The sequence below is a fragment of the Streptomyces sp. NBC_01622 genome, from assembly GCF_045209635.1.
In the GTDB taxonomy this organism is placed as follows: Bacteria; Actinomycetota; Actinomycetes; order Streptomycetales; family Streptomycetaceae; genus Streptomyces.
This window is the reverse complement of record NZ_CP109293.1, coordinates 3712905-3738827: the sequence shown is the minus strand read 5'-3', so window position 1 is coordinate 3738827 and position 25923 is coordinate 3712905. Positions and strand designations below refer to the sequence as shown.

The window sequence follows — 25923 nt, the reverse complement described above, 5'->3', positions numbered from 1 at the left end:
CTCTGCCCCGCCCACCGCTACGCCTTGGCGGAGGCCGCGCCGAGGAAGCGGAACCGGCCGCCCTCGACCTGGTGCAGGAACACGCCGTAGCCGTTGAACGTGCCGTCCGCCTTGAACGCGAAGTCCTTGGTGATGCCCTTGTAGCGGCTCTTGCGCAGCAGGGTCACCAACTCCCGCCGTTTCGGCGGCTGTTCGCCCTTCGTCGCCTTGACCAGTTCCTGGATGACGAGGTTGACGGTGTCGTACGCCTCGGCCGCGTAGTAGCCGGGCGCGGAGCCGTAGCGCTTGCGGAAGGCGGCGGTGAACGCCGCCGCCGCGGGCACGGCGGTGGCATCGACGAAGGAGGCCGCCACCAGCCAGCCCTCGGCCGCGTCCCCGGCCGACTCCAGGAACTCCGGGTCGAGCACGGCCTGTGGCGCGAGCCGCGGCCCGTCGAAGCCGGCCGTCGACAGCGCGCGGGCCACCCGGGCCGCACCTGGCGCGTACCCGGCGTAGACGAACGAGTCGATCCCGGCATGCAGCATGTCGGTGACCACAGGCTGGACGTTCTCGGTGTTCGCCGGGATCACCCGGGGGTAGGGCGGGATGCCATAGGCGCGCAGCATCAGGGTCGCGCCCTGGGAGGACTCCCAGCCGTAGGTCTGCGCGGTGCGGTCCTCCAGCAGTCCGGGCAGCCGTATCCCCTTCTGCTGGGCGACACGGCTGGCGATCTGGAGGGAGATGAGCGCGTCGGAGGCGCGGCACTGGAGGTAGGACCGGTGGGTCCCCGAGGTCAGCAGCAGTGCTCCGGACGAGACGGACAGCAGCGGCAGCAACGCCCCGTCGTACGCGGGGAGGACCTTGAGGGCCGTCTCGTTGTTCGACGGGCCGACCACGGCCAGCACGTTCGCGTCCTGGATCAGCTTCTGGGCCGCGGCCGGTGCGCGTACCTCGCTGCCGCCGTCGTCCGCGGTCTTCAGAGTGAGCGTAAAAGGCTTGCTCTTACGGGAGTTGAACTGTTCGACCGCCAGCCGCGCGCCCCGCTCCTGCGCCTGGCCCGCCGCCCGCTGCGGCCCGCTGAGATCCGCCTGCACGCCTATCGCCCAGTGCGGAGTGGGTGGTTCCGAGGTGCCCGGGGTGTCGTCGTCGCGCAGGGCGGCCCAGGCCGCGGTGCCGCCCGCCGCCAAAAGCAGTGCCGCGCCGGAGGCCAGGAGCAGCCGCCGCCGGCCGGGCGACGCGGGTTCCGGGTCGTCCGGCGGGTCGGCGACGGTCGGCTCGATGTCGGGCAGCGCCAGCATCTCGGCCGAGCGGTCGGCGATTCCCCGTACGACGTCGTCGGGCAGCCAGTCGACCGGTCCGCCCTCGGGGACGGCGTCCTCGGCCAGCAGCACCGTGCGGATCTGCTCGGCCGTCGGACGGTCCGCCGGGTCCTTCGCCAGGCACAGGTGCAGCAGCGTCAGCAGATCGGTGCCCGACTCCTCCTCCTCGGCCCCGATGCCGGCCAGGTCGGGTTCGTCGTGGACGGTGCGGTAGAGCAGGGCGTCCACCGCGCCGCTGCCGAACGGCGGTCGGCCGCTCGCCGCGTACGCCAGCAGACAGCCCAGCGAGAAGATGTCGCTCGCCGGGCCCACCTCGGCCCCGCGCGCCTCGGCCTGCTCGGGGGAGAGGAAACCGGGCGTGCCGACGACCAGGTCGGTCGAGGTGATCGCCGTGTCGTCGGCCGCACGCGCGATCCCGAAGTCGATCAGACGCGGACCGTCCACGGCGAGCAGCACGTTGGCGGGCTTGACGTCCCGGTGCACGAGACCGACGGCGTGCACCTCGCGCAGCGCCGAGGCGAGCATCCGGCCCAGCACCCGCACGCTCCGCGCGGGCAGCGGACCATGACGTACGACCGCCTCCCCGAGCGAGGGGCCCGGCACGAAGGCGGTGGCCAGCCAGGGTGCCGCCGCGTCCGGGTCGGCGCCGGTGACCGGCACCGCCCAGGGACTGCTCACCCGGCGGGCCGCCTCGACCTCACGGCGGAACCGGGCGCGGAACTCCGGCTCGTCCGCGTACTCGGCCTGAATCACCTTGACGGCGGCCAGCGTTCCGGCCTCCGTACGGCCGAGGTAGACCACGCCCATGCCGCCCGAGCCGAGCCGGGCCAGCAGCCGGTGTCCGCCGATCGAGGCGGGGTCGGAGGGGAGCAGCGGCCCGCTCATTCCGCGGCCTCCAGTTCGCTCTTGGCGCGGCTGATCATGGAGCCCGTCCCTTGCACCACGGCGGCGCTGACCTCGTCCTCGGACCTGCCCTTGGAGCCCTTGCCGACGGCGGCGACAGTGACCGTGCCCAGTCGGCTCTGTATCCAGTAGTAGAAGTACGGGCCGCCGAGTTCGTCGCTGTAGTGCTTGCCGCTCTCGGTGAGCATGTCATCGGCGGCCAGGTTGCCCAGGACGCCGAAGTCCGAGGCCTGGGAGGCGAGTTCGGTGATCCGCTCGCCCTGGCGGAGCTGCTGGCCGGGGCAGCGCAGGGCTTCTTCGAGGGTCTCGGCCATCTCCCAGTCGGCGTCGTTCACGGTGCGGTGCACGGTGACGACGGCGGCGACGCGGATCGGGCCCTTGCCGCCCTCGGCGGGCAGTTCGCTGTAGCGGGTGAGCGTGGCGAGCACCGTCGCCGGCAGCGCCCTGCGCTCCCATACGCAGTTCGCGTCGAGCACGGGCCAGGCACCGGGGGCGCTCTCGTACAGGGTGCGCTTCACGAAGCCGGGCCCCCAGCTGACGGGCACCGCGGCGACGGCGCGGGCGAGGCGTTCGGCCGCCGCGGAGGTCTTCGGCGTGCGTGCGGGATCGGCGGTGAAGTCCAGGCCGGTGGCGCCGGGGGTCGGGGTGGGACTGGAGCGCGCGCCGCTGCTCGTGGTCGCGCCCTTGGAACCGGCCGCTCCTGGGGTCGCGCCTCCCGAACAGCCGGCCAGTAACAGCCCGGCGGCCAGGGCACCGCACCATAACCGCACCGGTCTCCGGTACACCATCAACTTCCCCCATCCACAAGCGAGTTGCCCCCGCAGGGAGCGTAGCGACTATGCCAGCGGCGCACTACGAACCCGGCGGAGTCCGTCCCTCTCACAACAGGTCGATCAGCCCCGCCGTGAACTCGGCCGTCGTCGCCGTGCCCCCGAGGTCCGGGGTGCGCAGCCGGGTCGTGGACAGGAGGACGGCGATCGCGTCGGTGACGGTTCCGGCCGCCTCGGGGTGGCCGAGGTGGTCCAGCATCATCGCGGCGGACCAGATCGCGCCGAGCGGGTTGGCCGTGCCGCGCCCGGCGATGTCGGGGGCCGAGCCGTGCACGGGCTCGAACATGGAGGGGAAGTCCCGTTCGGGGTTGAGGTTGGCCGCGGGGGCGATGCCGATGCTGCCGGCGATCGCCGCCGCCAGATCGCTGAGGATGTCACCGAACAGGTTGGAGGCGACGACGACGTCGAAGCGGCCGGGGTCCAGCACGAACTTCGCGGCCAGCGCGTCGATGTGCTCCTGGTCCCACGTCACCCCCGGGTGCAGGGCGGCGCGCTCGGCGACGAGCTCGTCCCAGAAGGGCATCGTGTGCACGATCCCGTTGGACTTCGTCGCCGAGGTCAGCCGACCGGACCGGCCGGCGGCCAGCTCGAAGGCGTAGTCCACGATCCGGGTCACGCCCTTGCGCGTGAACACCGCCTCCTGCACGGCCGTCTCCTCCGGCAGACCCCGGTACAGCCGCCCGCCGATCTCGCCGTACTCGCCCTCGACGTTCTCCCGTACGACGACGAAGTCCACCTCGCCCGGCCGGGCCTCGCGCAGCGGGCTGGGCACGCCGTCGAAGACGCGGATCGGGCGCAGGTTCACATACTGCTGGAAGCCGCGCCTGATGGGGATCAGCAGGCCCCACAGCGAGACATGGTCCGGGACCCCGGGGTAGCCGACCGCGCCGAGCAGGATCGCGTCGTGCCCGCGGATCAGGTCCGGGCCGTCGGGCGGCATCATCGAGCCCTCCGCGAGAAAGCGCTCGCAGGACCAGTCGAAGGTGTCGTACGTGAGCGCGATGCCATGGCGGGCGGCGACGGTGTCCAGCACCCGGCGGGCCGCGGGCACGACCTCGGTGCCGATGCCGTCGCCGGGGATCAGAGCGATGCGGTGCTTCTTCAGGGGAGGCATGGGAGCGATTGCAGCAACGGTTCGTCCGGCGCGTCCAAGACCGCCTGCCCATGTGCCTTATAGGCGGCGCTTATGAAGGCGGTTCTACGGCGTCCTCCGCCAGTGCCGTGCGCAGGAACGCCTCCGCCGCCGGGGTCGTCGCGCCGTGCCGGGCGACCAGCGTCACCCGCAGGCTCGTGCCCGGCTCCAGGTCGAGCACCCGGACGCCCGCCTGCCCGGCCAACTCCCGCCAGGCGTCGGTGACTACGGCGAGGCCCGCGCCCGCCAGGACCAGCGGCAGGATCGCCACCCGGTGCTCGGTCTCCACGGCGAGGGTCACCTTCACCCCCTCGGCGATCAGGTCGTCGACGTACCGGCGCATCCCGGTGCCCTGCTGCCCGACGATCAGCCGGTGGCCGGCGAGCTCCTTCCGGTCCACCACGGTCGTGGCCGGGGCGAAGGGGCCGTCCGGGGGCGTGAGCAGCACGAACCGCTGCTCGGGGAGGGGATGGGTGCGGACCTCCGTGTCCGGGGGCGCGGCGGGGGAGGCCAGCAGTCCCAGCTCGGTCACGCCCGTGCGCACCATCTCGGTCACGTCCCTGGGGGTGAACGCGGCCCGTACGGTCACCGACACCTCCGGATGGGCCCGGTGGAAGCGGCTGATCATCCCGGTGAGCGGGGCGACGGCCTGGGACGGCATGGCCGCGATCTCCACCCGGCCGGTGCGCAGCCCGTGCACCGACTCCACGCTGGCCCGCGCCAGTTGCAGGCCACGGACGGCGGCCCGGGCCGGTTCGACGAGTGCCGTACCCGCCTCGGTGAGGACGACCCGGCGGCCGATCCGGTGGAACAGGTCGCTGCCCAGGTCCCGCTCCAGGGTCCGGATCGCCTGGGAGAGCGAGGGCTGGGAGAGGTAGAGCGCGGTCGCCGCCCGGTTGAAGCCGCCGTGGTCGACCACCGCGAGGAAGTACTCCAGCTGCCGGACGTCCATGGTCCCGTGCCGCCTTCCCTCGCAGGCACTTGGCAAAGCCGCCGATAGGCCGCGCCTATATGCATTGTCGGCCACGGGTCTTGGACGGGCCGTCCGAGCCCTGCTGGGATCGGACCATGAAGAGTCTGCTGCCCGCCTCGTTCGCCCGGCACACCGTCGACGCGGACGGCATCCGTATCAACGTGCGTACGGCCGGGCAGGGGCCGCCGGTCCTGCTGCTGCACGGCTACCCCCAGACCCACGCCATCTGGCACCTGGTCGCGCCGCGCCTGGCCGAGACCCACACCGTGGTCCTCACCGACCTGCGCGGCTACGGCGACAGCGACAAGCCGGCCTCGGACGCCGGGCACACGCCGTACGCCAAGCGGGCCATGGCCCGCGACCAGCTGCTGGTGATGCGGGAGCTGGGCTTCGAGCGTTTCGCAGTGGTCGGGCACGACCGGGGCGGCCGGGTCGCCCACCGCCTGGCGCTCGACCATCCCCGGGCGGTCTCCGCCCTTGCGGTCCTGGACATCGTGCCGACTCTCCACGCCTACCAACACGCCGACGCCGACTTCGGGCGCGGCTACTACCACTGGTTCTTCCTGACCGCGGGCAACGGCATCCCCGAGCACCTGATCGGCGGCGACCCGGAGTTCTGGATCCGGGCCCGGATGGGCGCCCGGCACCACGGCGGCACCCCCTTCGACCCGGACGCCCAGGCCGAGTACGTGCGCTGCTTCTCCGACCCGGCGGCGATCCACGCCTCCTGCGAGGACTACCGCGCGGCCGGTTCGGTCGACCTCGTGCACGACGAGGAGGACGCGGCGGCCGGACGCAGGCTCACCCAGCCACTGCTGGCGCTCTGGGGCGAGCACAGCTTCGTCGGCCGCCACTACGACGTCCCGGCCGTCTGGTCCGAGTACGCCGACGACGTCACCGGCATGGCGCTGCCCTGCGACCACTACGTGCCCGAGGAGGCCCCGGAGGCGACCCTCGGCCACCTCCGGTCCTTCCTCACGGCTCACAACACGCCCTGACTCCAAGGCTGTTGGGCCAGGGCGGCCCGGACGAGGCCGAGCATCCTGGACTGCTCGGCCAGCGCCTTGACCCGCCCGGTCGTCTCATGACCGCCGCTGTACCAGTCGACGACGATGTCTCCGCCGACCGCGCGCAGCGCCTCCTCGTAGCGGCGCACCTGCTTGGGCGGGGTACGGGTGTCGTGCGTGGCCTGGTTGATCCAGACCGGCGCGACGACCTCGGCCACGTAGGTGATGGGTGACGCCCGCACGAAGTGTTCCAGGCCGTCCTCCGGCTTCGCGCCGAAGAACGACGACCAGGCCGCGCGCAGCGCCGGGTTCATGTCCTCGTACCCCGTCAGCCAGTCCGCGATCGGTACGTGCGCCAGGGCGCCGGCGAACAGTCCGGGCAGTCGTCCCATGGACAGCAGCGACAGGAAACCGCCGTACGAGGCGCCCGTGACGAAGACCTTGCCGGGGTCGGCGACGCCCTCGGCGACCAGCCAGCGGACCGCCGCCTCGATGTCCTCCAGCTCCCGGTCGCCGATCGCCGGCATGAACCCCTCGCGGAAGCGCCGCCCGAAGGTGACCGAACCCCGGTAGTTCAGCGAGGCGCAGGCCACGCCGTTGTCCAGCCAGGCCTGGGCGGCGGGGTCGTAGCTGTCGACCGACACCATGTTGGGGCCGCCGTGCAGATGCAGGACCAGGGGGCCGGGTCCCTCGGCGCGGCGCGGCCGGGCCCACCACAGCTGGACGTAGGTGCCGTCCGTCGAGCGGACCGGGTTCGATGTGAACGGCACGCCGTCCAGGTCGAGTTGCGGGAAGAGCACGGGGACGGGTGCCGAGTCCGGGCCGGTGGCGTGCAGCACGCGCAGGGGGGAGTCGAAGCGCTGGTGCAGGAGGCGCACGGTGCTTCCGGGGCCGTAGTGCGAGGCCCACAGGTGGAGGTGCGCGTTCGCCACGTCCGGCTCGAAGTACGCGCCCGGCGGATGGTCGAGCGGCCGGAGCGTGCCCGCCTCCAGGTCGGCCTCCATGACCCGGTGGATCCCGGCGTCCACGTGCACGGCCAGGATCCTGGTGGCGTCGTCGGACCAGTCCAGCGGGACCAGGTCGCCCTGTAGGTGCGGTGCGTCGATGTCGATCCGGGTGCCGCGCGTGGGATGCCAGACGCAGGGGCGGGCGAACCCGGTGCGTTCGGTGGCGACCAGTATCCGGTCGTCGCCCGGGACGGGGGAGTACCGCACACCGCGCACAGGTGCCTCGGGACCGTCGGTGAGGCGGTCGAGCACCTCGCCCGTGGCGGTGTCGACGACGGTGACCGCGAATCGGCGGACGCCGGGATTGTGGTCGGTGGTGTCGACGGAGGCGCGGGTGCCGTCGGTCGAGACGAGACCGTTCCATGCCTCGTGCGGCGACCGGAACAGCAGCTCGGGGCCGGCGGAACCGTCCGTGCTCAGCAGCCACAGGCTGAAGCCGTCCTCCGCCGCGCAGGTGATCACGGCCCGGTCCGCCCGCCCGGCCACGTCGATGCCGCGCAGGATGTAGGGCGGCAGGTCCGGGGTGAGATCGCGGCTGTTGTCGTCGTCCAGTCCGGTCGCGTGCACATGGCCGACCTCGGAGCCGTTGTCGTCGTGCAGCGCCAGGATCTGCTCGCCGTCGGAGGAGAGAACGGCCTGCACGAGGTCGCCCGAGGTCACCTCGCCCAGCGGCCGGACCGTGCCGCGCACCGCGTCCCACAGCGACAGCCGGGGACCGTCCTCGCTCTCCACGACGATCAGTGACCGGTCGCCCGGTCCGCGCCCGCGCCGGACGGCGTGGGGCCGGTCGGCGGTGAAGAACCGCTGCCAGTTGCTGGTCATGGTGTGGTGACCTCCTCGGGTCGTTCCGGGGTTGCCGGGGGCGGCTCGTCGGGAAAGTGACAGGCGGTCAGCAGGCCGTCGCCCTGCTCCACGAGGGCGGGCGCGGTCTCGGCGCACACGTCCCGCGCCTTCCAGCAGCGGGTGCGGAACCGGCAGCCGGACGGCGGGGCCAGCGGGCTGGGCAGATCGCCGTCCAGGACGATCCGCCGGCGCGCCCGCTGGAGCCGCGGATCGGGTATGGGCACGGCGGACAGCAGGGCCTGGGTGTAGGGATGGCGCGGCCGGGTGAACAGCGCGTCCACGGGCCCCTGTTCGACGATCCGCCCGAGGTACATGACCGCGACTTGGTCGCTGATCTGCCGGACCACCGACAGGTCGTGCGCGACGAACAGATAGGTGAGGCCCAGCTCCTGCTGAAGGTCCTCCAGCAGGTTGATCACCCCGGCCTGCACGCTGACGTCCAGGGCGCTGACCGGTTCGTCGAGGACCAGCACCTCCGGTTCGACGGCGAGCGCGCGGGCGATGCCGATCCGCTGCCGCTGGCCGCCGGAGAACTGGTGCGGATGCCGGTGGGCGTGCCCGGGGTCCAGGCCGACCAGCTCCAGCAGTTCCCGCACCCGTTCGTTCTCCCGGCCCCGGTGCAGACCGTGGATCCGCAGCGGCTCGGCGAGCGCCGCGTGCACGGTGAGCTTCGGGTTGAGGGAGGCGTACGGGTCCTGGAACACGAACTGGATGCGACGGCGTACGGCCGCCAGCTCCCGCCGCCCTGCCGCCGTCACGTCCGTGTCGAACAGCATGATCCGGCCGGCCGCCGGGTCGGTCAGCCGGACCAGGCAGCGGCCCAGCGTGCTCTTGCCGCAGCCGGTCTCGCCGACCAGGCCCAGGGTGGTGCCGCGCGGGATGACGAGGTCGACCCCGGAGACGGCCCGCACGGTCCGGGCGCGCCGTCCGCGCCGGCCGGTGGTGAACTCGGCCACCAGCCCCTCGACGGTCAGTGCCGGTGCGGTCATGGCGTCACGCTCGCGATCTCGTGCACCCGCACACAGGCCGCGGTGTGGCCCTCGCCGACCGGGACCGGCCGGGGGCTCTCGGCGCACCGTTCGTCGGCGTGCGGGCAGCGGTTCTGGAAGGGACAGCCCGGGGGCCGTTCATTGGGCGAGGGCAGCTGGCCGGCGATCTGGGCGAGCCGCCGGGTGCTGCGGTCGATCCTCGGCAGCGCGGCGAGCAGACCGCGCGTATAGGGGTGGGCCGGCTCGTAGAAGAGGGGCTCGACCGGGGCCTCCTCCATCTTCCGCCCGCAGTACAGGACCAGGACGCGGTCGGCGAGGCCGGCCACCACGCCCAGGTCGTGGGTGATCAGCAGGATCGCGGACTTCGTACGCTCCTGGACGCGCGCCAGGACGTCGAGGACCTGGGCCTGGACGGTCACGTCGAGGGCGGTGGTCGGCTCGTCGGCGATGAGGACGTCCGGTTCGTTGGCGATACCGGTGGCGATCATCACGCGCTGGCGCATACCGCCCGACAGCTCGTGCGGGTACTGGCCGGCCCGGGTCCGGGGATCGGGCATGCCGACCAGGTCGAGCAGTTCGACGGCCCGTTCCCGCAGGGCGGCGCGGGAGACGGACGGGTCGTGCACGCTGACCGCCTCGGCAAGCTGGGCGCCCACCGTCATCATCGGGTTCAGCGCGGCCAGCGCGTCCTGGAAGACCATGGCGATGCGCCGGCCGCGTACGGCGCGCAGCTCCCGGTCGGACAGGGTCAGCAGCTCCCGGCCGCGGAACCGCACCGAGCCCGAGGCCGTGGCGTTGTGCGGCAGCAGCCCCATCAACGCCAGGGACGCGGCGCTCTTCCCGGAGCCGGACTCGCCGACGATGGACAGTGTCTCCCCGGCGTGCAGATCGAAGGAGAGCCGGTCGAGGGCGGCCACCGGACCGGCGTTGGTGCGGTAGGTGACGCTCAGGTCGCGGACCGACAGCAGCGGGGCCGCCGCGTCGATGGCTTCGGTGGCGGTCTTCATCACTGCCTGCCTTGGGGATCGAGCGCGTCGCGCAGTCCGTCGCCGAGGAAGTTCACGGCGAGCACGGTGACGAGGATCGCCAGGCCGGGGACGTACAGGAGATAGGCCTGCGAGGTGCCGATCAGCCCGGCGGCCTGGGTGAGCATGTTGCCCCAGCTCGACCGGGGCGGCTGGACGCCGTAGCCGAGGAAGCTGACGGTGGATTCGAGGATGATCGCCGTGGCCACCGACAGGGACACGTTGACCACGATCAGGCCCGTCAGATTGGGCAGCAGATGCCGTACGACGATCCGCGGGCCGGAGGCGCCGATGACCCGGGCAGCCTCCACGAACTCCTGGTGGCGCAGCTGGATCACCCGGGCTCGGACGACCCGGGCGATCAGGGTCCAGCCCAGGCTGCTGAGCACCACGACGATGGTCAGCGGCGAGGGGCCGAGGCCCTGCAGGGACACCGCCAGGACGGCGACCGGGGGCACGATCAGGAACAGGTCGGCCACCCGCATGATCACCTCGTCGGGCCAGCCGCCGAGATACCCGGCCACCGCGCCCGCCGCCGTCCCCACCAGGGTGGCCAGCAGGGCGACGCCCAGCCCGATCGCCAGGGAGAGCTGCCCGGCGTAGAACATCTCGCTGAGATAGTCGCGGCCGAGGGAGTCGGTGCCCAACCAGTGGGCGCCGGACGGCGGTTGGGAGGCGGCCAGGAGGTTCTGGGTGTTGTGCGGGTAGGGCGCGATCCAGGTGGCGCCGAAGCAGCAGACCGCCAGCAGGAGCAGCACGATCAGCGAGGCGACCGCGAGGCGGTGGCGCAGGAAGCGGGACAGGACGACACGGGCGGTGTGCGGGTCGCCGGAGGTGACGGGCGGCGGGGGTGCCAGGAGCGCGGTGGGCTGGGTCATCGCAGGGCCACCCGGGGATCGAGGAGGGCGTAGGAGAGGTCGGCCAGCAGGTTGAAGAGGATGACGGCGACGGCCACGACGAGCATCCAGGGCAGCAGGACGAAGACGTCCCCGGTCTCCAGCGAGGCGAGGAACAGCTTGCCCATGCCGGGGATCGAGAAGATCTGCTCGGTCACCACGAGCCCGCCGACCAGGGCGGCGGCGTCCATGGCGACGACGGTGACGAAGGGCGCGAGCGCGTTGCGCAGGGCGTGCCGCAGCAGGATGCGGTGGCGGGGGACGCCCTTGGCGCGGGCGGTGCGGACGTAGTCGCTGGACAGCGCCTCCAGGAGGGTGGCGCGGCCGAACCGGGACCAGGACGCGACGAGTCCGACGGTGAGCGTGATCACGGGCAGCACCAGATGGCGCAGGTAGTCGAGGTCGAGTCCGCTGTGGCCGACGGAGTGCAGTCCCACGAAGTACAGCGGCGGGTCCGGCAGGCCGAACTGCTGCTTGGGCCAGACGGCGAGCACCTGGATGAGGACCAGGCCGAACCAGAACGCCGGCATGGCGACACCGAGATAGGACAGGCCCGTCAGCACGTGGTCGCCGACGGTGTACTGGCGGGCCGCCGAGTACAGGCCGATCGCCAGCGCCAGGACGACGGCGAGGGCGACACCCCACAGGATCAGCTGGAGCGTGGTGCCGAGGGCGTCGCCGACCATCGGCAGCACGGCGCCGCCGGTGCGGGTGCTGATGCCCCAGTCGCCCTGGACGAAGCCCTTGACCCACAGCAGGTACTGCTCGGGCAGGCTCCGGTCGAGCCCGAGGCGGACCGTCTCGCGGTGCAGTGCCGTGGGGTCGACCGACTGGCGCAGTTTCGCCAGCGGGTCGAAGGTCGCCCGCACCGCCCAGAAGAGGATGAACGAGGCGACGCACACCACGGGCACGGAGGCCAGCAGACGGCGCAGGGCGTATCGGGTCATGGCAGGCCCCTGCGGGGCGGGCGGACCGGTGTCATTTCGTCAGGCCCCATTCCGCGAGGTTCCACCAGGGGCCCTCCACCGGGTTGATGGAGAGCGGCCCGCCGACGCGCGCGCCGGTGACCAGGATGTTGGGGACGGCGGCCAGCGGCAGTGAGGGCACGTCGTCGGCGATGAGCTTCTCCGCCTTGTGCGACTCGGCGACCCGGGCGCTCTCGTCCAGTTCGGTGTCCACCCGCTCCAGGACCGGGTCCAGTCCCGGGACGCGGATGCGCATGAAGTTGATGCCGGACTGGTCGTTGGCGGCGCTCGGGATGGCCGTGCTGCTGAACGTGGCGGACAGGGTGGGGTTGGGGAAGGAGTCGGTGAGGTTCCACAGGCCCAGCTGGAAGTCGCCGGCGGGGGCGAGCTTGCCGAAGATGTTCGCGGGCGTGGAGTTCTTGATCGTCACCCGGAACCCGGCCTTGCCGAGCTGGGCCTGGAGGATCTGCTCGGTCAGCTCACGGCTCTGGTTGCCGGCGAGGGAGGTGACGGTGAACGCGGCCTCCTTGCCGTTCTTCGCCCAGTACCCGCTGCCGTTCTTCGTCCACCCGTCCGCCTTCATCAGCTGTGCCGCCCTGGCCGCGTCGGGCTGGTAGCCGGAGAAGTCGGCGGAGGCGTAGCGGGAGAGCAGCGGCGACAGGAAGCTCTGTGCGGGAGCGGTGACGCCGTAGGAGCCGAACAGGCGCTTGACGATGGCCGCGCGGTCGACGGAGTAGGCGAAGGCCTTGCGCACGGCGGCCGAGTCGAAGGGGAACCTGTCGTTGTTGAGCCACAGGGCCTGGAGGTTGCCGGTCTGCGACTGCACCTGCATGTGGGCCGCGCTGCCCAGGGTCTTGATCTGGTCGACGGTGGTGAGCTGCGGGGTGGGGTAGAGGGCGTCGAAGGTCCCGCCGGCGAAGGCCTGGATCGCCGCCGAGGTGTCCGAGGCGAACTGGAAGGTGACCTTGTCCAGGTGCGGTTTGGGGCCCCAGTAGCGGTCGTTGGGGACGAGGGTGACGGAGACGCCCTTCTTCCAGGACGCGATCTTCCAGGGGCCGCCGCTGAAGGTGTAGCCGTCCTTCATGACGGCGTCGCGGTCCTTGCCCGCCAGGAGGTGGGAGGGCAGCACCCCGTAGCCGGCGCCGAAGAGCTGCTTCCAGTTGCCGTACGGGGACTTGAGCGTGACGACGGCGGTGGCGGGGTCGGGGGTGGCGACCGAGGTGATGCGGTCGTAGCCGCTCTTGTCGAAGATCGCCTTGCCGTCGCGGACCTGGAGAGCGGTGTACTTCAGGTCGGCGGAGGTGATCGGCTTCCCGTCGGACCAGACGGCCTTCGGGTTCAGCTTGTAGGTGATCTGCTGCTGGTTCCCGACCGGTTTCGTGGTCGGTTCGGACGCCATCAGGTTCGAGGCGACCGGTGTCCAGTTTCCGCCGTTGAGGCGGACGTTGAACACCTGTGGGACGGTCTGGGTCTGCATCAGGTACGTGCCCCAGATGGAGGCCCCGCAGGTGCCGATCCAGTCGGCGCAGTCGGGCTCCTGCTCGGCTCCGATGACCAGGCTGCCACCCTGTCTGACCGGCACATTCGTGCCGATGTCCGACTGTGGAGTGGGGGCCCCGGAGGTGCATGCGGTGGCGGTCAGCGCCAGTGCGGTGAGGAGTGCGCCGGCCGCCGGGAGTCTGGCCGGGAACCGGCCCTGAACGGTCGCTGTGAGCGGTTGAGGCATGGCTGGAAACCTTCCGTGGCGAAGCCGTGGGCTCATCGTAGGGAGCTGCGCAAGACTTAGCAATGGACATAGGCTAGTCACTATGCGTTCGCATTGCCCAGGCATGTGGATAACGTTTTGGTGCAGGCGATAGGGTCGCGACGGCGGCCCGGAGGCCGAGGGAAGGGACGAGCATGAGTGGTGTGCGCACGGGCGACGGCAAGGACGCTGCGGCGGGCGGGACCGGAGGCCGGCGGCGGCTGGCGCGGGACACGCTCAGCCGGCGGGTGATCCTGGACGCGGCGGAGAAGGTCGCCACCCGGGACGGACTGGAGGCGTTCACCTTCCAGGCCCTCGCCAAGGAGCTGCACGCCCACCCGACCTCGCTCTACCGGCACTTCCGCGACAAGGACGAGCTGATCCTGGAGCTCATCGACGACCTCCGGGCGCGCTCCTACGGCGGACAGCTCAAGGCCACCGACTCCTGGCGCGAGGACCTGCGCGCGCAGGCCCGGCACATCCACGAGCACTACATGCGGTATCCCGTGTTCGCCTGGCAGATGGCGGCACGCACGACGCGCCGGCCGACCGAGTTCGCCAACGTGGAGTTCGCCCTCGACTGTCTGCAGCGAGCCGGCCTCGACGACGAGGAGGCGGTGATGTTCGTCCGGATCTTCGGGAACGTCATCCGCTCGCTGTCCGCCATGGAGGCCGGGCTCCAGGCCCTCGACGCGGACTCCCGCGACCGGGACACCCTGGCCTGGGAACTGGAGTACCGCCGCCTTCCGGCGGACACCTACCCGAGGATCGCCGGACTGACGGCCCCGCTGGCGGCGATCGGCGATCCCAAGATCTTCGAAAACGCGATCGACATGCTGCTGGACTCGGTGGAGGCCCGGGTCCGGGACCGGGCGGCGGAGGCATAACAGGGGCCCCGGTCTCAGGCCGCCGGAGGCGTGACCGGGGCGGCCGGGCCCCGGTCACGGTCCGCCGGATCGGCGAGGAGACCGGCGATGAGGGCGGCGCGGTCCCGGACGGAGCCGAGATCCACCCACTCGTGGCGGGCGTGCGCGCCGCCGCCGTCCGGACCCAGGCCGTCCAGGGTGGGCACCCCCAGACTCGCGGTGATGTTCCCGTCCGAGCCGCCGCCGACGCTGGTCTCGGTGACCGGGGCGAGTCCCAGCCGTTCGGCGACCGCCCGGGCGGAGCGCAGCAGGCCGACGGACATCCCGCGCTCCAGCGGGCCGCGTCTGACGCCGCTCAGGAAGGCGAGTTCGGCGCCGGGTTCCCGCGCGCGCAGTGACCGCAGTTCCCGTTCCACCCGCTCCAGTTCCACGTGCTCCCAGGCCCGTACGTCGACTTCCACGAACGCCCGCTCCGGAACGGTGTTGGTGGTGGTGCCGGCGCCGCCCACCGTGGGCGTCACGGTGGTCCCGCGCTCACGGTCGGCCAACTCGCTGATCGTCAGCACCTGGTGGGCCAGCTCGATCAGCGCGTTGACGCCCTTGTGGGGTTCGAGCCCGGCGTGCGCGGCCCGGCCGCTGACACCGAGGCGGTACTGCCCGACGCCCTTGCGGGCGGTCTTGAGCGCGCCGCCCTCGCTGGGCTCCAGCACCAGCACCGCGCCGCAGGCCGCCGCGGCCTCCTCGACGAGCGCGCGCGAGGTGATCGACCCGCGCTCCTCGTCACCGGACACCACCATGCTGACGTGCGAGACGTCACCGGCCAGCGCGAGCGCCTCGAAGGCCAGCACGAGCCCGGCCTTCATGTCGAAGACCCCGGGCCCGGTCGCCCGTGCCCCCGACACCGCGAACGGGTTCTCCGCCAGCGTGCCCAGCGGCCACACCGTGTCGGCATGCCCCAGCAGCAGGACCCGGCGGTTCTTCGGCACGGCGGCATCCGCACCGCGCCAGTACAGATGTGGCACCCCGCCGGAGACGACCCGCTCGGGCCGCCCCAGCACGCCGCCCGCCCAGGATTCGAGCAGGTCGTAGGCGTCGTTCAGCCCTCGGTCCCAACCCGACGGCGTCTCGATACCCACCAGTTGCCCGAGCCGCCGGGTGAAGCGCTCGGAGGGAGTGGAGCCGGAAGAACTGAAGGACAAGGCGGCTTCCTTCCGATCGGTGAAGCCCGGGATCCGGGGAGCCCGGGCACGGGAGCATCACCATGCTCCTAGTCTAGAAGATAGTCAACATCCGTTGCTAGCGCCCGCGCGTACTCACTGCAGGCGTGCTGGGCCAACTCCTTGCCCCACTCCTGCAGAAATCCGCTGAGCGGCAACACCAGAAGGATCATCCAGGTCGGTTGGTCGCTGCGGTGGTTGCCGACCGCCGCCACCAGGTGTGTGCCGTCCGGGCTGTGGTCGAGGTCGATTACGGTGCGGTGGACCGGGAGCCGATGGACGAGCCTCCCGTTCTCGGCCTGCCGGACGGCGGCTCCGGTCCATCCGGCCGTGGCGATACGGGTGCTGTCGGGACTGAAGCTCAGCCGGCGCGGGCCGGTGACCGTGTCGAGCCCGGAGTCGACGGCGCACGAAGGCGTGGTCCACCGAGAGGTGTGCGCCGGCGCGGCAGCGCAGCGGGAGGCGGGTGACGACGAGCCCACGGACATGGCCGAGCCTTCCGGGCCCGAGGTGACGTACGACGTGCAGACCTTGGCCGTCACGGAACTCGCGGACGGTTTCGGATACCTGGGAGCCGAGGCCCTCCACCGTTGGAGGAGGACCGGCTCGGTCGCTCCCTCTTCCGCTCATGAGCGGCCCGCCCGTCGGCCGCCCGGCTCAGACGACGGCGAGTCCCGCCCGGGCGATCTCGATGTCATCGCTCCAGTGGCCGCCGGAGACCCCGACCCCGCCGACGATCCGGCCGTCCACCGTGACGGGGATGCCGCCGCCGAAGGTGACCAGGCGGTCGATGCCGGCGGGCGCGCCCATGGCCAGCGGGGCGTCGTCCTTGATGAACTCGTGCCACTGGTCGGTCGCCATCCCGAACCCCGCCGCGGTGTACGCCTTGTCCTGGGCGATCTGGATGGTCAGCAGGGGTGCGCCGTCCATCCGGGCGAACGCGTTGAGGTGGCCCGCGGCGTCGACGACGGCGATGGAGAAGCGGTGCGGGGTCCGTTCGGCGGCCTCGATGGCGGCGGTGACGATGTCACGGGCCAGAGCGTTGGTGATGCTCGGGATCTGCTGCACGTGGGTGGTGGGCAGAGTGGTCATGGCGAGGGTCCTTTCCTTCGATTTCCTAGGGCGGTCTCGTTCGTGGAGCGGTCCGGTACGGCGGTCCCGTCGGGCGTGGGTCAGGGCCGCGCGGGGCGCGGGTGGTGGCTCGCGCGCGGTGCCGTGTCGGAGGACTTGGCGTCGGTGGCCTTGCGCGCGGCGGTTCCGCCCTCGGCCCGTACCGGGATGACGGCCACGGCGAGCAGGGCGCACATCGCCGCCGCGCCGAAGGCCGCGGGGTAGCCGGGGCCGGAGATGACCGCGGCCATGACCGGCGGTGTGGCAGCGGCGACCGCGTTCTGGGCGGTGTTCTGGATGCCCAGGGCCTTGCCGGCCCAGCCGTTCCCGGCGTGCTCGGCGACCGCGGTGAAGGCCAGGCCGTTGGTGCTCACGGTGACCACCGCGGCGATCACCACCAGGGCGACGGCCGTGCCACCAGGTGTGGTCGACGCCGTCGCCAGGGCGGCGACGGTGGCGGCGATGGCCACGGTCAGCGTGCGCATCGGCCGCAGCCGGCTGCCCGCACGGTCCGACCACCAGCCGGAGAGCAGACGCGCCGCGGCGCCCCCGATCTGGGCGACGGCCAGTACCCGGCCCGCCTCGGTCGCCTGCCAGCCCAGCATGTCGACCAGGAAGACCAGGGCGAAGGTGGACACGGTGAACTGCGGCACGATCAGCAGCGCGCTGGAGCCGTGGACCCGCCACAGCACCGGGGTGCGATACGGCGATCCGGAGCGCTCGGCGGCGCCGGATGAGGCGCGCTGCGGGTCCCGGACGAAGGCGGCCACCAGGCCGGCCGCGACCAGGCAGAAGGCGGACAGGAACACCAGGGCCCCGACGAGGCCGGCGGCGGCGAGCGTGGGCAGCGCCACCGCGGCCACGGCGACGCCGAGGGGCTGGGCCGTCTGTCGCAATCCCATGGCCAGGCCGCGCTCGTGGGCGGCGAACCAGCCCAGGATCAGCCGCCCGCTGGACGCGTGCACCGAGCCGCCCGCCGCGCCGGCCAGCAGGAAGCAGACGCCCAGCGCGGCGGGGCCGTGCACGGCGTTCGCCGCGGCCAGGACGGCGCCGGCCAGTGCCAGGCCGCCGGCGAGCACCCAGCGCTCACCCCATCGGTCGGCGGCGGCACCCCATGCGACCAGGGTGAACAGCAGGCCGGCGGTGGGGGCGGCGGCCAGCAGGCCGGCCTCGCCGAGGGACAGGCCTTCGCCGCGCAGGGCGGGGATCAGGTAGGCGAGGCCGAACTGGAAGGTGCAGCCGGCGGTCATGGCGAGCAGGCCGACGGCCAGGACGGCCCAGCGGCGACGGTCTGCGGAGGGCGCGGCTGGGTGGGGGTGGCGGTCCACGGGTATCCCTTCTCAGGAGTTCGATCGCTGACAGTTAACAGTAAGCATGCTGATAAAGACAAGTGTGCTTATTGCTGACGGGCAGTAGGCTGACCGCATGCATTCGGAACGGCTGCTGGCTTACATCAAGCGCGCGGAGCAGGCCACTCAGCAGGCCAAGGAGTACGTGATGCGCGAGACCGGTATCACGCCGGCACAGCAGACGGCGCTGGCGGTCCTGTGCGACCACGACGGCATCACCGCCGCCGAACTCGCCCGCCGCTGTGCGGTCACGCCGCAGACCATGAACTCCACCGTGGGCCGCCTGGAGGCCAGGGACCTGGTCCGCAGGACCCCGCACCCGGTGCACGGCACCTTGATCGAGATCCGTCTCACCGGCCGCGGGCGTGAGGTGTTCCACCGTGCCGACACCGAGGTCGCCACCCTGGACTCCGTCCTCGGCTCGGGCCTCACACCGGAGGAGCTCGACACGCTCAAGGAGCTGCTGGCGCGGGTGTCACAGACCGCCGCCCGCGTGACCGCGCCGGTCTCCCGCGCCTGATCCGCGCAGACTCGGAAAACGGCGGCGGGACGGCGCGGCCGGCCCTCAGAACCGCTCGAGCGCGCGCAGTTTGTTGACCGCGTCGAGGCGCGAACCCGCGCCCAGCTTGTCGAAGATGTTGCGCAGATGGCGCTTGACCGTGCCCTCGACTATGCCCAGGCGGTTGCCGATCTGGCGGTTGCTCAGGCCCGCCGCGACCAGCGACATCAGCTCCTGCTCACGAACGGTCAGCGGATGCTGCACCGGCCCGCTCGCGGAGCGCGGCAGGAAGGTCAGCCGGGCGCCGGCCGTCGAGCTGCGGATTGCCGAGACCAGGACCTCCTGGTCGACCTCCTTGTGCAGATACGCCGCCGCCCCCGCGTCCAGCAGCGCCTCGATCAGCCGCGCGTCGTTGTGCATGGTGAGCACGATGATCCGGGACCGCGGGGCCTGGGCGGACAGCTCCCGCACGGTCTGCAGCGGCCCGGGGCCCGGCATCTCCACGTCGAGCAGCACGATGTCCGGCTGGTGTTCGCGGGCCAGGCAGACCGCGGTCGGCCCGTCACCCGCCTGGGCGACGACGGACAGGCCGTCCTGCAGGTCGAGCAGTGTGCACAGCGCCTCGCGCAGCAGGCTGTGATCGTCGGCCGCGACGATACGGATGTCACGTTGCCCGTCGCTCACGGGTGGACCCGTCCGGAACGGCCCTCGACGTCCGCCACGGCCCCGAGCGGCAGTTGGAAGTGCACGCGAGTGCCGACGCCGGGACGGCTGGCCACCTGGAAGGTGCCGCCCAGCGCGGTGATCCGCTCGCGCATCGAGGCCATGCCGCCGCCCTGCCGGGCCCGCAGGGACGTTGTGTCGAAACCTCGTCCGTCGTCCTCGATGGTGCAGGCGACGCTGTCCGGCGCGATGGTGATGTCGCCCTCGACGCGGGAGGCGTCCGCGTGGGTCAGCGCGTTGCGCAGACACTCCCGTACGACCAGGAAGACCTCCTCGCGACGGGTGCCGGGCACCCAGGACTCGTCCCCGTTGATCCGGACCTTGACCAGCGTGTTCCCGTCGGCCGCGGACCGCGTGTAGGAGTCGATCTCCGACTGGAGGCTGTCGCGCAGCTCGTACGCGCGCAGCCCGCTGACCACGGACCGGGTGAACCGGAACGTGTCGTGCAGCGCGCGCCGGGCGGCGGTGATGCGGTTCTGGGCGTTGCCGCCGGCCGCCCGCTCGGCCTCGTACAGGTCGAGGTTGCGCAGGGCCAGGCTCAGGCTGCTGCCGATGTGGTCGTGAATGTCGCGTGCCAGCTCGTTGCGGCGCGAGGTGTTCGCCGCGCCGACCCCGCGCAGCGTCGAGGTCTCGTAGCCGATCGCGGCGGCCCCGACCCGGGTGAAGATGGAGCTGTGCAGCATGCGCACGGCGTGCGCGAGCCGCTCGAGCCCGGCCCCCGGCGGCAGTTGCCGCGCCTCCGTCACGAGAACGTCGGCGGCCACGTTGAACAGCACATGTGAGGCGTGCACGGAGTCGATGGGCGGTATCTGCTCGAACGCGCGGCGCATGCCGAGGGCCATCGAGGTGAGCTCGGCCTCCATCGCCACCTGGACATCCTCGCCGGCCATGGCGAGGAGGCACTCGGTGAGGATGTCGCGGGCCTGTTCCTGGGCCGACGCCCAGACGTCCTTGCGCCGCACGAGCGGACTGTCGATCTCCCGAAGGGCGGCGGTGTAGGCCTCGACCGCCGATTCGACTGTGGCGGCCCGTCGACGTGCGGCCCCCGTCCCGGTTCCGGAAGCAGACATGGGCATAGCAACTAAACCTTCCCCCGTTGCCCGACGGCCGGGTCGTGTGGGGCCGCTCCAGCCAAGTCGAGCAGACGGTAGCAACGCTTCTGTGCGGGGAAGTTGTCGTCGAGCAAAAAATCCTTCAAGAATGCCTGGACGATGGGGAGTTGGCGATAACCGGCGATGCGCCGACCGGTCGCCTCACAGGCCGGCGGCGAGTGCCGTACCGGTCGCCACGTGGACGGCGTACTGGGTCACCATGCAGATGCGGTAGGGGGCTCGCGGAGATGCTGCCGCAGGCCGTAGACAGCGTGCCGTGAACAGGAGAGCACCGGCGCTGAGTGCCACCGCGGCAACGGTCAGTGCCGCGGACGGCGCCGATACCGCGGCCCCGAGCAGGGCGGCGCCGGCCAGGCCGAGCGCGGCCACCGAGCAGAAGGCGCGGACGGCGGGCTCCCCGCGGGTGACCGCCAGGGTGCGGCGGCCCGCCAGCGCGTCGCCGTCGGCGCTGCCGAGGTCCTTGGAGACGGCGGCGATCAGGCCTACCCACAGGGACATCACGGTGGCGAACACGAGGGTGGTCCTGTTCACCCCGGACCCGGTGGCGAGCGCACCGGCGAGATAGGTGGTGAAGGTGGCCGCCGTGGTGACGCAACTCGTCGACCACGTACGGAGCTTGGCGGCCAGGCGGGGCCCCGAGTACAGGTACCCGAGAACCAGGAAGACCAGCACGCATCCGGTCGTGAGGGGTGCGAACAGGCTGAGGCCGAGACAGGCCGGCAGCAGGGCCAGGAGGCAGCCGCGCGCCGTGCGCGGGTCGAGGGCGCCGCGGGCGAGCGGCCTGCGGGAGCCGTTGGCGCGGTCCTCCGGCAGGTCCATGAGGCCGTTGAACAGATAGACACAGGTGGACGCGGCCCACCAGGCGCCGGCACCCGTGAGCACCGCGACGCTCGGCGCGCCGCCGCCCGGGGCGCACTGGGCGCCGACGAGGTACCGCAGTGTGGAGACGAGCTGGACGAGGGGCCGGGCTTCCCCCAGGCACAACAACAGCCTGAACGGGAGGCGATGAGTGGTGATCGACTGGCTACGCACGGCAACCGTTGACATAACGCCGAATGTAAGGCGGGCGACCCCGCGGCCGGGCGAGGAACAATTCATTCCGCGATGTCACCTTAGTGGTACGCGCATACCACCTGGGGGGCACATGTATTGAGCCGCCGATTCCCGCTCTGCTTCAGTCGGTGCCAGCCGACATCATGCGAAGAGACGGGAGCACACGTGCCGGGGCAGACGCTGGCCGAGAAAGTCTGGAACGCCCACCTGGTCCACCGGGCGCCGGGTGAACCCGACGTTCTCTATATCGACCTGCACCTTCTCCACGAAGTGACCAGCCCACAGGCGTTCGACGGGCTGGAACTGCGTGGCAGGAAGGTCGCCAGGCCCGACCTCACCCTGGCGACCGAGGACCACAACACTCCCACGGAGAATATCGGCCTGCCCATTGCCGACCCGATATCCAGGGCCCAGGTGGACGCAATTCGAAAGAATTGCGAGAAGTTCGGCGTGACGCTTTATCCGCTGGGCGATCCGGGCCAGGGAATCGTCCATGTCATCGGCCCCGAGGCGGGACTCAGCCAGCCCGGTATGACCCTTGTCTGCGGTGACTCGCACACCTCGACCCACGGGGCGTTCGGTGCGCTCGCGTTCGGCATCGGAACCAGCGAGGTCGAGCACGTCCTCGCCACCCAGACGCTGCGCCTGCCGCCGTTCCGGACGATGGCGGTGAACCTGCGCGGGACACCCCGCCCCGGAGTGACCGCCAAGGACGTCATCCTCGCGGTCATCGGGCGGATCGGCACCGGCGGCGGCCAGGGGCACGTCATCGAGTACCGCGGTGAGGCGCTGGCGGAGATGTCGATGGAGTCGCGGATGACCATCTGCAACATGTCCATCGAGGCGGGCGCGCGGGCCGGGATGATCGCCCCGGACGAGACCACCTTCACCTATCTGAAGGGCCGTCGGCACGCTCCCCGGGGCAACGACTGGGACGCCGCCGTCGCCTACTGGCGCACCCTGCGCACCGACGACGACGCCCGGTTCGACCGCGAGGTCGACCTCGACCTGGGCGAACTGACGCCGTACGTGAGCTGGGGCACCAACCCCAGCCAGGTCGCGCCCCTCGATTCCGCCGTCCCCGCGCCCGAGTCGTTCACCGACCCCGAGCAGCGCGCCGCCTGCGAACGCGCCCTGCGCTACCAGGGGCTGACCCCGGGCACTCCGCTGGCGGGCATTCCCGTGGACGCGGTCTTCCTCGGCTCGTGCACCAACGGCCGGATCGAGGACCTGCGGGCCGCGGCGGCGGTCCTGCGCGGGCGCCGGGTCGACCCGAAGGTGCGCATGCTCGTCGTGCCGGGGTCCGACCGGGTCAAGGCCGCCGCCGAGGCCGAGGGCCTCGACCGGGTCTTCCGGGACGCCGGGGCGCAGTGGCGCAACGCCGGCTGCTCGATGTGCATGGCCATGAACCCGGACTTCCTGGAGGCCGGCCAGCGCGCCGCCTCCACCTCCAACCGCAACTTCGAGGGCCGCCAGGGCGCGGGCTCGCACACCCATCTGGTCTCCCCGGCGGTGGCCGCCGCGACAGCCGTCGCCGGAGCGCTCGCCTCCCCCGAGTCCCTGCCCGAGCCGATCACCGCCGAGGTCTGACATGGAACCCTTCGTCACCCACACCGGCCGCATGCTGCCGCTCAGGCGCAGCAACGTGGACACCGACCAGCTCATCCCGGTCCGCTACCTGAAGCGGCTGACCCGCACCGGCTACGCCGACGGGCTGTTCGCCGTGTGGCGCACCGACCCGGGCTTCGAGCTCAACCTGCCCCAGTACGCGGGCGCGACGGTGCTCGTCGCCGGCCCCGAGTTCGGCACCGGCTCCTCCCGCGAGCACGCGGTGTGGGCGCTCCTCGACCACGGCTTCCGGGTCGTCCTCTCTCCGCGCTTCGCGGACATCTTCCGCGGCAACTCGCTGAAGAACGGCCTGCTGACCATCCAGCTCGACGACGACGTCATCGCCGAACTGTGGCGCAGGGCCGAGGAGTTCCCGCACGAGCCGGTGACCGTCGACCTGGCCGGGCTCCACGTGCGGGCCGGTGAGCTGACGGTCCCCTTCGCACTCGACCCCTACCACCGCACACGTCTGCTGGAGGGCCTCGACGAGATCGACGCGACGCTGCGGCACGCCGCCGCGATCCAGGCGTACGAGGCGGGCCGGCCCTCCTTCAAGCCGACGGTCACCGCTGTCTGAGTCCAAGGCCCGCCGCGACCACCGGAGTCCGCCATGCCGTCCGCCACCAAGGTCTTCACCGGCTACCGGGTACTGTCCCGGTCCTACTTCCACCTCTCGATCCTCTTCGTCTTCTTCCACGACCGAGGATTCTCGCTGCCCACCGTCGAGTTGACCCTCGCGGTGTACGGCGCCGCGCTCGCGTTCTCCGGTTCCGTCACCAAGCCCCTCGCGGCCCGCCTCAGCCTCACCGCGGCGGTCGCCGCCGGCGAGTGGCTCAAGGCACTCGGCCTGGTGCTGCTCGCCCTGCCCGGCGGGCTGCCCATGGCCGTGGCCGGCCAGATCGTCGCCGCCCTCGGCTTCTCGCTGGCCAGCGGCACCGACTCGGCTCTGCTCGCCGAGATCTGCAAGCGCGACGGCGCCGACGCCCGGACCTGGGAGGCGCGCAGCGGCTCGCTGACCTTCGCCGCCGCGCTGGTCGCCGGAGTGCTTGGCGCGATCGTCTACCAGTGGTCGCACCAGGCGCCGTTCGTCCTGTCGGCCGTGATGTCGGCGCTGGCCGCCCTGACGGTGCCGATCGTCGGCCGGGGCCTCACCGGGGCACCGAAGAAGAGCCGGGACCCGGCGCTGGCCGACGAGGAAGCGCCCCACCGCAAGGACCCCCGCTACTCCGCCGCGCTGCGCTGGAGCGCGTACTACACCGTCGTCCGGGCCTTCGTGCTCGCGCTGTTCATCGGCTTCCTGCCCTATCTCCTCTACCTGCGGCTGCACGTCTCGCTGCCGCTGTTCGGCGTGGTGCTCGGCTCCTACACGCTCAGCGGCTACTTCACCGCCCGCAACGGCCGCCGGGCCGTGGACCGGTTCGGTGCCCGGGCCACCGCCGCGGCCTGCGCCGCGCTCGCCGGTGCCGGTCTGCTGATCCTGCTGTGGCAGCCCAACACGCCCGGTGCCGCGGTCGCCACCCTCGCACTCGGCGCGGGTGTGGGAGCGGTACGTCCCGTCGCCGTCGGCGCCATCGGTGAACTGCTCGCCGACCGGCCGGCCGCCGAGCGGGCCGCCGCGCTGCGCGCCAACGAGGCCCGCTTCGCCGTGGTGAACACCCTGCTCATCCTGCTGGCCGGGCTGCTGCTCGACCGCGTCGGATTCCCGCACGTGCTGCTCGGTGTCGTCGTCGGCTACCTCGTCCTCGCGGCAGCGGCCGTACTGGCACTGCCCCGTGCCACGGACCCCGAGCCCGCCGCCGAGCCGGCCACCGCCTCCTGATCACCCGGGACTCTCCCGCCCCCGAGGGGGTCCCGGGCCCGTACTCCCTGACTCCCCATCGCAACAACACCCCATCGAAAGCAAGGAGTTGTCCATGGCATCCGCCCAGGTGCGCCAGCGACCCGCCCTCACCAACGAACTCGCGCGGCGGCTCGTCGACGCCGCGACGTCGGCCGCGGAGGAGCTGGGCCAGCCCTCCACCATCGCGGTGGTCGACGAGTCCGGCCACCTCAACGCGCTGGCGCGGATGGACGGCGCCGCGCTGCTGACCATCGACATCGCCCAGGACAAGGCGTACACCGCGGCCGGCTTCGGGATGCCGACCGACCAGTGGCACGACTTCATCAAGGACGACCAGCCGCTCGCCATGGGCGCGCCCACGGGCATCCGCCGCCTCATCATCTTCGGCGGCGGACTGCCGATCGCCGTGGACGGCGCCGTCGTCGGCGGAATCGGCGTCAGCGGTGGTCACTGGAGCGACGACATCAAGATCGCCAAGGCCGCGCTCGCCGTCCTGGAGAGCTGAGCCCCCCGACCACAGCCCGCGGACCGGAACCCCGGTCCACCGCCGGGCGGCCCGCACCGGCCGCCCGGCGCCCCCTCCCAGCCGCCCGCATCAGGCCGTGCGCAAAGACAAAGACAGCCACCTCCCGACCCTCCAGCAGAGGAGCACGTGATGACCGTCACCGCCTTCGCCCCCGATGCCGTCGCCGCCCACCTCAAGCAGTTCATCGTCGACGCGCTGTTCATCGACCTGGATCCCGCCGACATCAAGGACGACGCGCTGCTCGGCACGGAAGTCGGCGTCGACTCCCTCGGCTTCGCGGAACTGCTCGCCCACCTGGAGGACGAGTACGGGATCTCGGTCTCCGACGGCGAGTTCGTTCCGGACAACTTCTCCACCATCGGCCGGGTCGTCGCGCTCGTCGGCCGCAAGCTCGGCAACTGACCGAGC

General features: G+C 71.9%; 25 protein-coding genes. 8 read left to right on the top strand and 17 right to left on the bottom strand.

Annotated features, from left to right (window positions below):
- Positions 1–17: 17 nt before the first annotated feature.
- From OH768_RS16615 to OH768_RS16600, 4 genes are all read right to left on the bottom strand, one after another.
- Complete coding sequence (locus OH768_RS16615; protein WP_406454366.1) at positions 18–2183, bottom strand: bifunctional serine/threonine-protein kinase/ABC transporter substrate-binding protein; 2166 nt, start codon at positions 2181–2183, stop codon at positions 18–20.
- Positions 2180–2989, bottom strand: coding sequence for a hypothetical protein (locus tag OH768_RS16610; protein ID WP_406454364.1), 810 nt, complete (start codon positions 2987–2989; stop codon positions 2180–2182). Before OH768_RS16610 ends, OH768_RS16615 begins: the two co-directional genes overlap by 4 nt.
- Before the next feature lie 91 nt (positions 2990–3080).
- Entirely contained in the window at positions 3081–4136 is a 1056-nt protein-coding gene (locus OH768_RS16605) for a tartrate dehydrogenase (protein ID WP_406465300.1), read from the bottom strand.
- 79 nt (positions 4137–4215) lie between these two features.
- Positions 4216–5115, bottom strand: a complete 900-nt coding sequence (locus OH768_RS16600; protein ID WP_406454362.1) for a LysR family transcriptional regulator — start codon at positions 5113–5115, stop codon at positions 4216–4218.
- Between the two features lie 116 nt (positions 5116–5231).
- On the opposite strand from OH768_RS16600, the gene OH768_RS16595 reads away from it, so the two are divergent.
- A complete protein-coding gene (locus tag OH768_RS16595) occupies positions 5232–6134 on the top strand; it encodes an alpha/beta fold hydrolase (RefSeq protein WP_406454360.1) in 903 nt (300 codons plus the stop codon).
- On the opposite strand, the gene OH768_RS16590 is transcribed toward OH768_RS16595, so the two are convergent.
- Genes OH768_RS16590 through OH768_RS16565 form a run of 6 tightly spaced genes read right to left on the bottom strand, consistent with a single transcriptional unit; the run spans position 6119 to position 13594 of the window.
- Complete coding sequence (locus OH768_RS16590) at positions 6119–7972, bottom strand: prolyl oligopeptidase family serine peptidase (RefSeq protein WP_406454358.1); 1854 nt, start codon at positions 7970–7972, stop codon at positions 6119–6121. The two genes, OH768_RS16595 and OH768_RS16590, sit on opposite strands and share 16 nt — an antisense overlap.
- Positions 7969–8982 (bottom strand): ABC transporter ATP-binding protein, encoded by a 1014-nt coding sequence (locus OH768_RS16585; RefSeq protein ID WP_406454356.1) that lies wholly within the window; start codon positions 8980–8982, stop codon positions 7969–7971. The genes OH768_RS16590 and OH768_RS16585 overlap by 4 nt, the downstream gene beginning before the upstream one ends.
- Positions 8979–9989, bottom strand: coding sequence for an ABC transporter ATP-binding protein (locus OH768_RS16580; protein WP_406454354.1), 1011 nt, complete (start codon positions 9987–9989; stop codon positions 8979–8981). Before OH768_RS16580 ends, OH768_RS16585 begins: the two co-directional genes overlap by 4 nt.
- Positions 9989–10885 (bottom strand): ABC transporter permease, encoded by an 897-nt coding sequence (locus tag OH768_RS16575; protein ID WP_406454352.1) that lies wholly within the window; start codon positions 10883–10885, stop codon positions 9989–9991. The genes OH768_RS16580 and OH768_RS16575 overlap by 1 nt, the downstream gene beginning before the upstream one ends.
- A complete protein-coding gene (locus tag OH768_RS16570) occupies positions 10882–11850 on the bottom strand; it encodes an ABC transporter permease (RefSeq protein ID WP_384479567.1) in 969 nt (322 codons plus the stop codon). The genes OH768_RS16575 and OH768_RS16570 overlap by 4 nt, the downstream gene beginning before the upstream one ends.
- Positions 11851–11881: 31 nt before the next feature.
- Positions 11882–13594, bottom strand: coding sequence for an ABC transporter substrate-binding protein (locus tag OH768_RS16565; protein ID WP_406454350.1), 1713 nt, complete (start codon positions 13592–13594; stop codon positions 11882–11884).
- Between the two features lie 173 nt (positions 13595–13767).
- On the opposite strand from OH768_RS16565, the gene OH768_RS16560 reads away from it, so the two are divergent.
- A complete protein-coding gene (locus tag OH768_RS16560) occupies positions 13768–14499 on the top strand; it encodes a TetR/AcrR family transcriptional regulator (RefSeq protein WP_406454348.1) in 732 nt (243 codons plus the stop codon).
- A 14-nt stretch (positions 14500–14513) separates the two neighbouring features.
- Here OH768_RS16560 and OH768_RS16555 read toward each other — a convergent pair whose 3' ends face one another.
- The 4 genes from OH768_RS16555 to OH768_RS16540 all read right to left on the bottom strand — a co-directional run bounded on the left by OH768_RS16555 (position 14514) and on the right by OH768_RS16540 (position 18133).
- On the bottom strand, positions 14514–15677 hold the full coding sequence (locus OH768_RS16555) for a M20/M25/M40 family metallo-hydrolase (protein ID WP_406454346.1): 1164 nt from the start codon (positions 15675–15677) through the stop codon (positions 14514–14516).
- Between the two features lie 68 nt (positions 15678–15745).
- Positions 15746–16237 (bottom strand): hypothetical protein, encoded by a 492-nt coding sequence (locus OH768_RS16550; protein WP_406454344.1) that lies wholly within the window; start codon positions 16235–16237, stop codon positions 15746–15748.
- 115 nt (positions 16238–16352) lie between these two features.
- Positions 16353–16787, bottom strand: a complete 435-nt coding sequence (locus OH768_RS16545; protein ID WP_406454342.1) for a heme-binding protein — start codon at positions 16785–16787, stop codon at positions 16353–16355.
- 80 nt (positions 16788–16867) lie between these two features.
- Positions 16868–18133 (bottom strand): MFS transporter, encoded by a 1266-nt coding sequence (locus tag OH768_RS16540; RefSeq protein WP_406454340.1) that lies wholly within the window; start codon positions 18131–18133, stop codon positions 16868–16870.
- 97 nt (positions 18134–18230) lie between these two features.
- On the opposite strand from OH768_RS16540, the gene OH768_RS16535 reads away from it, so the two are divergent.
- On the top strand, positions 18231–18674 hold the full coding sequence (locus OH768_RS16535; protein WP_406454338.1) for a MarR family winged helix-turn-helix transcriptional regulator: 444 nt from the start codon (positions 18231–18233) through the stop codon (positions 18672–18674).
- A gap of 45 nt (positions 18675–18719) precedes the next feature.
- On the opposite strand, the gene OH768_RS16530 is transcribed toward OH768_RS16535, so the two are convergent.
- From OH768_RS16530 to OH768_RS16520, 3 genes are all read right to left on the bottom strand, one after another.
- Positions 18720–19337 (bottom strand): response regulator, encoded by a 618-nt coding sequence (locus tag OH768_RS16530; RefSeq protein WP_406454336.1) that lies wholly within the window; start codon positions 19335–19337, stop codon positions 18720–18722.
- Positions 19334–20446, bottom strand: a complete 1113-nt coding sequence (locus OH768_RS16525) for a sensor histidine kinase (protein WP_406454334.1) — start codon at positions 20444–20446, stop codon at positions 19334–19336. The genes OH768_RS16530 and OH768_RS16525 overlap by 4 nt, the downstream gene beginning before the upstream one ends.
- 183 nt (positions 20447–20629) lie before the next feature.
- Positions 20630–21535: a UbiA family prenyltransferase gene (locus OH768_RS16520; protein WP_406454332.1), complete on the bottom strand. Its 906-nt coding sequence runs from the start codon at positions 21533–21535 to the stop codon at positions 20630–20632.
- A gap of 171 nt (positions 21536–21706) precedes the next feature.
- Between OH768_RS16520 and leuC the strand changes: the two genes are divergently transcribed.
- The 5 genes from leuC to OH768_RS16495 all read left to right on the top strand — a co-directional run bounded on the left by leuC (position 21707) and on the right by OH768_RS16495 (position 25917).
- Entirely contained in the window at positions 21707–23131 is a 1425-nt protein-coding gene (gene leuC, locus OH768_RS16515) for a 3-isopropylmalate dehydratase large subunit (RefSeq protein WP_406454330.1), read from the top strand.
- A gap of 1 nt (position 23132) precedes the next feature.
- Entirely contained in the window at positions 23133–23726 is a 594-nt protein-coding gene (gene leuD, locus OH768_RS16510; RefSeq protein ID WP_406454328.1) for a 3-isopropylmalate dehydratase small subunit, read from the top strand.
- 33 nt (positions 23727–23759) lie between these two features.
- Positions 23760–24968, top strand: coding sequence for an MFS transporter (locus tag OH768_RS16505; protein WP_406454326.1), 1209 nt, complete (start codon positions 23760–23762; stop codon positions 24966–24968).
- Between the two features lie 94 nt (positions 24969–25062).
- Positions 25063–25494: a heme-binding protein gene (locus tag OH768_RS16500; RefSeq protein ID WP_406454324.1), complete on the top strand. Its 432-nt coding sequence runs from the start codon at positions 25063–25065 to the stop codon at positions 25492–25494.
- A gap of 150 nt (positions 25495–25644) precedes the next feature.
- Positions 25645–25917: an acyl carrier protein gene (locus OH768_RS16495; protein ID WP_406454322.1), complete on the top strand. Its 273-nt coding sequence runs from the start codon at positions 25645–25647 to the stop codon at positions 25915–25917.
- Positions 25918–25923: the final 6 nt, after the last annotated feature.

Coding starts and splice junctions, on each gene's coding strand:
- OH768_RS16615 (WP_406454366.1), bottom strand. CDS start 2,183: ATGAGCGGGCCGCTGCTCCCCTCCGACCCCGCCTCGATCGGCGGACAC.
- OH768_RS16610 (WP_406454364.1), bottom strand. CDS start 2,989: ATGGTGTACCGGAGACCGGTGCGGTTATGGTGCGGTGCCCTGGCCGCC.
- OH768_RS16600 (WP_406454362.1), bottom strand. CDS start 5,115: ATGGACGTCCGGCAGCTGGAGTACTTCCTCGCGGTGGTCGACCACGGC.
- OH768_RS16595 (WP_406454360.1), top strand. CDS start 5,232: ATGAAGAGTCTGCTGCCCGCCTCGTTCGCCCGGCACACCGTCGACGCG.
- OH768_RS16590 (WP_406454358.1), bottom strand. CDS start 7,972: ATGACCAGCAACTGGCAGCGGTTCTTCACCGCCGACCGGCCCCACGCC.
- OH768_RS16585 (WP_406454356.1), bottom strand. CDS start 8,982: ATGACCGCACCGGCACTGACCGTCGAGGGGCTGGTGGCCGAGTTCACC.
- OH768_RS16580 (WP_406454354.1), bottom strand. CDS start 9,989: ATGAAGACCGCCACCGAAGCCATCGACGCGGCGGCCCCGCTGCTGTCG.
- OH768_RS16575 (WP_406454352.1), bottom strand. CDS start 10,885: ATGACCCAGCCCACCGCGCTCCTGGCACCCCCGCCGCCCGTCACCTCC.
- OH768_RS16570 (WP_384479567.1), bottom strand. CDS start 11,850: ATGACCCGATACGCCCTGCGCCGTCTGCTGGCCTCCGTGCCCGTGGTG.
- OH768_RS16565 (WP_406454350.1), bottom strand. CDS start 13,594: ATGCCTCAACCGCTCACAGCGACCGTTCAGGGCCGGTTCCCGGCCAGA.
- OH768_RS16560 (WP_406454348.1), top strand. CDS start 13,768: ATGAGTGGTGTGCGCACGGGCGACGGCAAGGACGCTGCGGCGGGCGGG.
- OH768_RS16545 (WP_406454342.1), bottom strand. CDS start 16,787: ATGACCACTCTGCCCACCACCCACGTGCAGCAGATCCCGAGCATCACC.
- OH768_RS16535 (WP_406454338.1), top strand. CDS start 18,231: ATGCATTCGGAACGGCTGCTGGCTTACATCAAGCGCGCGGAGCAGGCC.
- OH768_RS16525 (WP_406454334.1), bottom strand. CDS start 20,446: ATGTCTGCTTCCGGAACCGGGACGGGGGCCGCACGTCGACGGGCCGCC.
- OH768_RS16520 (WP_406454332.1), bottom strand. CDS start 21,535: ATGTCAACGGTTGCCGTGCGTAGCCAGTCGATCACCACTCATCGCCTC.
- leuD (WP_406454328.1), top strand. CDS start 23,133: ATGGAACCCTTCGTCACCCACACCGGCCGCATGCTGCCGCTCAGGCGC.
- OH768_RS16505 (WP_406454326.1), top strand. CDS start 23,760: ATGCCGTCCGCCACCAAGGTCTTCACCGGCTACCGGGTACTGTCCCGG.
- OH768_RS16500 (WP_406454324.1), top strand. CDS start 25,063: ATGGCATCCGCCCAGGTGCGCCAGCGACCCGCCCTCACCAACGAACTC.
- OH768_RS16495 (WP_406454322.1), top strand. CDS start 25,645: ATGACCGTCACCGCCTTCGCCCCCGATGCCGTCGCCGCCCACCTCAAG.